At 54.7% G+C, this 6,172-nt stretch carries 4 protein-coding genes; all 4 read right to left on the bottom strand.

The genetic code is table 11. The features are described 5' to 3' along the window. Positions 1 to 264 precede the first annotated feature (264 nt). On the bottom strand, positions 265 to 720 hold the full coding sequence (locus FYK55_RS28545; protein WP_150080027.1) for a hypothetical protein: 456 nt from the start codon (positions 718 to 720) through the stop codon (positions 265 to 267). A gap of 2,076 nt (positions 721 to 2,796) precedes the next feature. After that, positions 2,797 to 3,279 carry a hypothetical protein gene (locus FYK55_RS28535; RefSeq protein WP_150080025.1) on the bottom strand — a complete coding sequence of 161 codons (483 nt, stop codon included), beginning with the start codon at positions 3,277 to 3,279 and terminating at the stop codon, positions 2,797 to 2,799. 117 nt (positions 3,280 to 3,396) lie between these two features. After that, positions 3,397 to 3,834, bottom strand: coding sequence for a dual specificity protein phosphatase family protein (locus FYK55_RS28530; RefSeq protein WP_150080024.1), 438 nt, complete (start codon positions 3,832 to 3,834; stop codon positions 3,397 to 3,399). 1,859 nt (positions 3,835 to 5,693) lie between these two features. Next, positions 5,694 to 6,172: hypothetical protein (locus tag FYK55_RS28525; RefSeq protein ID WP_161604826.1), on the bottom strand; the 479-nt coding region annotated here is incomplete at its 5' end.

Below are 6,172 nucleotides of genomic sequence, written 5' to 3'. Positions count from 1 at the left end.
GATGCATTTGGAATCGCGCGGCAGCTACAAATCAGCCGGTCGGATTCTCAGGTTCGCTCTGCACTTGGGCGTCTGAACGAGGTCTTCGAGAATACGCTGCTCCGTACGTCAGACGTCCAGCGTTGGGCTTGTTGGCCCAATCGAGAGAGCGAGTGTTCCGTAAACCACACGGTCACTTCCTCGGACGCCTTGGCTCTACGTGACAATTCACGGGAACGTTACGAATCACCGGGTCGCCACGAATGACCTAAGCTCAGGACAAACTCAACTCGGCGACTCCGGTGCATTCGATGGTTCGCTGCATTGCAATATACCGAATTGCGTGAGTTCGAGTTTGATTGTGTCGATGTGCTTCCAACAGGTACAACGCGACAGCATCACTCCTAAATGTGCAACGCGGTTTCGATCTTTGATACCAGATTTGACAGATTCGACATCCCTCCACGGAAGTTGATTAGCACTCTTTGCGACGAGTGCTCCCAGAAAATGCGATTTGCAAGAAAAATGTCCTTCGGAAGCGAGTTGTGCAAGGACATCATTGAGTACGGAGAATGCATGCAGCAAGGGCACGTTGTGTGCGGCGTCCGCAAGTGAAAAAGGAAAGGTCCCTCCAACAACACCGACCGCAGAAAACGCACTGACATTAAGCTTCTCGCGGAGAGCTTCGACACCTGACCAATTCTTGCGTGCTGCATCCAATGACGCGGAATCTGCGATCATTACTCACTTCTGTCAGCGAACGTTACCGATCACCCGGTCCGCGCGGTTGATCTTCCATTTTCGAAACACCCCGATTCGCGGACTCGGGTGCATCGGATGGTTCGTCGACTGCCTCGGTCGGTGCGGGGGGCAGTGCTGGTTTCGGCGGCAGGTGTTCCGTCGACGTTATCGTACCGGCTAGCGACGGTCATGTGGGGGCGGCACGTTAGCCCGCGTTGGCTACGGTGCTGATTGCCTGCAGTTACATTTAACGGTCATCATCGAAACGGCTAGCGACAGCACCGTGGGGCGCTGCATCAATTGGCGTTGGTTACGCGAGTCGAAACGTGCCATGACCAGCAGACGTCCCTTCTGGTTTGAGCCGCATCGCGCCAGGCCGCTTCCACCGGAGCCCGGGCCGGATAGCACAATTGATATGGTGGTTCGCTTTGGTTTTCACCGTCGGCAGTTCGAGGCCGCATGCAACGCCTTGCTCTGATCATCCGACGAACGTTACAAATCACCGAGTCGCCGCAGACGACAAGAACTCAAAACAGACTCAATTCGGCGACTTCGGTGCATTTGATTGTTATCCGTCGTTTCCAGTCCAGCCAAAATAAGCGTTTGGTTTTGTTTCCCGCAATCGACGAAGGCCCTCAAGTGAAAAAGGCATGTCGCCGACGATCATCGCACAGGGATTCGGAAGAGCCGACAGTGCGTCAATGGATCGGTCAGAAAGATTCGGAACATTTTGCATCGAGATCAGATCTACTGGAAGAGTGCAAAGAAGCTTCATGCCACTATCTGTGATCGTTGCATCTTGCAGTGAAACATAGAGGCCCCGAGGTTCGCCAGGGCCAAGAAATGTGAATCCGCAGGGCAAAGTGGCAAGGTGTGGGACAAGTGTTGAAATAGTCGTGTCATCTACAGCTGCTCCGTGTAGTTGGAGCGAGTAGTCGCCTTGGAGATCAAATGTTAGAGAGCAACCATGATGTGCGACAAGCTTTTGCACGCTTTCGAAATGGGATAGCCGTTGAAGGTGAAGCACTGGTGGAGTCGCGATTGCACCTGCCAACGCAATGCTTAAAGCGATGAAGAGAATCTGGACGCGACCCATCGTTCTGGCCTGTTCGGATAACGTTCGGCGATATGCGGGTCGCCGCGTTGGACCGGACGTCTTCGAGAAACGTCCTCGGCGACTCCGCATCATCGCATGGTTCCCGTCTTTCTTTGAACATCAATCGGACAATGGTACCCGGCAAACGCTCGAAGATTCAACATTACGCGAGTCGTCGGCCCTGGGGGCATTCCAGCCTGGGGTCAGGCGGCGGTTGGCTGCGATTGGCGCTAATCGCCCAACGACTGCGAATCAGTTCGTCAGATTCTCAGGTTCGCTCCGCAGCTAGGCGTTTGAACAGGAGTTTCGAGAATACGCAGCGCCCTACGGCATCATCTCGCGTTGAGCTTGTTGGCCAAACCGAAAGAGTCGGCGCTCCGTAATCCACACGGTCATCTCGTCGGTCGTCTTAGCTTTACGAAGCATGTTGCGGGAACGTCCGGCGATCACCGGGTCCGCGGACCTTCGGTAGGTGGGTGACAGCCGTTGGCCCCGCTGACCCAGAGAGAAGTTGAAAAGTGAGAGGACGAGCGGACTCCGTGTGCATCGCTTGGTTCCCGTCCTTCACTGTGGATCTGAAGAACCATGTTAGCCGACACGAGATTGCGGTGCCAACACGACGCGAGTCTTCAGCGTTGGGGGCATTCAGGTGTGAGGTCAGGCGTTGGTTCGATCAATTTGGCTTGAATCGCGAGGCAACTACGAACCAGTTAGTCAGATTCTCAGGTTTGCTCTGCAGCTGGGCGTTTGAACAAGGGTTTCGAGAATACGCCGTTCTGTACGCCGGACGTCCAGCATTGAGTTTGTTGGCCAAACCGAAAGAGCCGGTGCTCCGTAATCCACACGGTCATTTTGTCGGTCGTCTTGGTTCTACGCGCCGATTCACGGGAACGTCACGCGTCACCCGGCACGCGCGAGAAATTTTCCATTTCAAATTCGCCTGATTCGCGTGCTCGGGTGCACGCGATGGTTCGTCATTTTCAGTCTTCCGAGTCACGGACAACTGTGAGCCTAACGGAAAATCCAGAGCCACGAAGAATGAAAGCGTTTGCGTTCTGTTCCCCCGTTTTCCGCAGCACGTCCACGAAGAAGATTTTACCTGATTTTGTGACAATGACGAGTTCTGCCATTTCCCCTTCTTCCGCCAATTGTCCCCATTTGTGTATCGCACCTGTTTCAGAAAACAGTGTACGCATTAATCCGGACGCTATATCACGAGTTTGCTGGTCAGTTAACTTGTCGTCAGCGGTGCCGGGAATTCCAACTGGCTTTAGCTGGGTCAAGATTATTCGCGAAACGGAATCTCTTGGTAAGGCATCTGGAAATTTCAAGCCAATCCAGTCATTGGCTTTCGTAATCGATTTGTAGTCGAGATGCTTCACCTCAACCGGCGGTGGTTCCGTCGCCGTGGCATGCGTTAGCAGGCAAACGGTCAGAACTGCGAGCACCAAGTATCGGATCATCGTATTCTTACTCCTGACGAACGCCACGGATCACGCGGTCGCCGCGAGCGATCCTCCACTTCAATTACCACGACTCGGCGACTCGTCGTGCATCCGATTGTTCCCCGCTGCTTGGTTTCATGCCGGGGCATCCATCAGTGTAGCGTGAATCGACGCAACAGAGGAAAACAATGCAGGTGAAACATCATGAGGCGAGTCGGCGACAATACGAGTCAGGACAGCGTCCAGTGGTTCGCGTGACAACAGCGAAATCGCAGCAGCTGCCAAGACCGGTGATCGACTCATTCCCGCGCTGCACGCCACTAACGTTCGATGGGCGTTGTGGATCAGTGAAGTGATACAATCCAGCGCGGATCGGATTAGGTGCTCGCTGTTGGAACCATCATCGTGCAGAGGAAATCGGCAGTAAACCAAGTCGCGTCCCAGCTGAGCCGGCAGTTCATTAGCCGCCAAATCGACAACGGCGGTCAGTTCCAGGTCGTAAAGCTGACGGAGATCGCGAGCGGATATTGCGTCGCCAATAAACAGTCGATCTGAATCAACGGCACGAATCAAGCTGTATCATCCAGTACGCAAAACAAATACGGGGAACGGTCGCGATATGCGCGGTCGCGGCGGTTGGTTCTCAAACCCGTTTGGCCGGATTCCGCGACTCCGCATCATCGCTTGGTTACGGGTCTTTGCAAATATGGTGTGGCCGTCCCAGTCGGCCGGCATTGATTTTTTGCGTCTGTCAGTCAGCGTCCCGCGTTGCGGACCAAGGGATTCGAGCGTTGCCAATGCCCCGCAGGGCAGTCTGGACGACAGCGTTGATTCAAGTCGTTCCGTTTGATTCGGCTGCTCGCTTGAGCCGGGCGTTGGGGCAATAAATCCGCAGTGAGTTCCGTTTGACGTGGAAGTTCGTTTTGGCTTCCAGCGTTCGCTTCGCGTCGCCGGCCGCTCGAGCCTGCAGTTCGCTTCAGGGTGGTCAATCAATTCCATCCTGGAAACGGTCGTTGGTTATCAGTCCTATCTGTCCCGTAACGTCCGGCGATATGCGGGTCGCCGCGTTGGACCTGACGTTTTCGAGAACCACCCTCGGCGACTCCGCATCATCGCATGGTTCCCGTCCGTCTTCGAACATCAGTTGGATAATGATAGCCGGCAATCGCTCGTCGCTTCAACACTACGCGAGTCGTCAGCGTTATGGGCATTCCAGCCTGGGGTCAGGCGTCGGTTCGATGCATTTGGAATCGCGCGGCAGCTACAAATCAGCCGGTCGGATTCTCAGGTTCGCTCTGACGTTGGGCGATTGACCAACAGCCGGGAAAATACGCTGGTCACTACGCCAGGTGCCGTCCAGTCAGCGTGTCGGCCAAACCGGAAGAGGTTCCACTCATTCAATCACACGGTCACTTCGTCGGTCGTCTTGGTTCTACGCGACGATTCACGGGAACGTTCGGCGATCACCGGGTCCGCGGACCTTCGGTAGGTGGGTGACAGCCGTCGGCCCCGCTGCCCCAGAGAGATGTTGAAAAATGAGAGGACGAGCGGACTCCGTGTGCATCGCTTGGTTCCCGTCCTTCGCTGTGAATCTGAAGAACCATATTAGCCGACAGGAGCTCGCAGTTCCAAGATTACGCGAGTCTTCAGCGTCGGGGCAAACCGGTCTGAGGCCGGGCGTTGGTTCGATCAATTTGGCTTGAATCGCGAGGCAACTACGAACCAGTTAGCCAGATTCTCAGGTTCGCTCTGCAGCTGGGCGTTTGAACAAGGGTTTCGAGAATACGCCGTTCTGTACGCCGGACGTCCAGCACTGAGTTTGTTGGCCAAACCGAAAGAGCCGGTGCTCCGTCATCCACACGGTCACTTTGTCGGTCGTCTTGGTTCTACGCAACAATTTACGGGAACGTTGGCGATATGCGGGTCGCCGCGTTGGACCTGACGTTTTCGAGAACCCTACTCGGCGACTCCGCATCATCGCATGGTTCCCGTCTGTCTTTGAATATCGATCGGACAATGGTAGCCGGTAAACGCTCGCGGTTCCAACATTACGCGAGTCATCGGCGTTGGGGGCATTCCAGCCTGAGGCCAGGCGTTGGTTCGATGCGATTGGCGTAAATCGCCCAACGACTGCGAATCAGTTCGCCAGATTCTCAGGTTCGCTCTGCAGTTGGGCGTTTGAACAAAGGCTTTGAGAATACGCTGCTCCGCACGGCCGACGTCCAGCGTTGCGTTTGTTGACCAAATCGAGAGAGAGTGATCCGCAATCCACACGGTCCCTTCGTCGGTCGTCTGGGACTTACGCGGGATGTTACGGGAACGTTACGGATCACCGGGGCCGCGAGAGTGATTCAGACCAAACCGCTCGACCTGATTCGCGGCCTCCGCGTGCATCCGATGGTTATCCGGCGTTCCATTCGGCATTTCCAGCTTCATGGTTGAGATCCAGACTCCAGGTCAAGGTCCCATTCGTAGATGTTACCGGAGACATGGCGAACTCGGAAACGATCGTCAAGCGTCTCGATTTTCGTTTTAAAATCAGATGAATCAGAAATCGCCAACCCCGCGGATGAATTCACCCATTTCCAGACCAAGATAAACGTATCGTCACCGAGTTTGAAAGCAGGGACATATCCGTCAGCATTAGCGATCCTCGGTAGTCGTGTCGCTTCAGGAATTGCGTCTGCATATTTGTTTCGTTCGTAAGCATATGCATAAAGCTGAAGATCCGATTCAGAAACGGAATCGACGTCGGCGTAGACAGCCCGATCTGTATCAAGCCATGAAGCGTACGTCGCGGGGGAAATTTCGCGCGACCAATCCAAGAAAAGCCACGACGCGAAAGCGACTGCAGCAATCAATCCAAACAATATGATTGCAGCTAGTGACTTCGTCGCGAGGTTCATGGATC

Source organism: Roseiconus nitratireducens, assembly GCF_008629675.1.
GTDB lineage: Bacteria > Planctomycetota > Planctomycetia > Pirellulales > Pirellulaceae > Stieleria > Stieleria nitratireducens.
Note: the sequence above shows the minus strand (reverse complement) of the source record. Positions and strands in the feature narration are given on the sequence as shown.

Excerpts from the sequence above, each read along its gene's own strand:
- FYK55_RS28545 (WP_150080027.1), bottom strand. The coding sequence starts at position 720 with ATGATCGCAGATTCCGCGTCATTGGATGCAGCACGCAAGAATTGGTCA.
- FYK55_RS28535 (WP_150080025.1), bottom strand. The coding sequence starts at position 3,279 with ATGATCCGATACTTGGTGCTCGCAGTTCTGACCGTTTGCCTGCTAACG.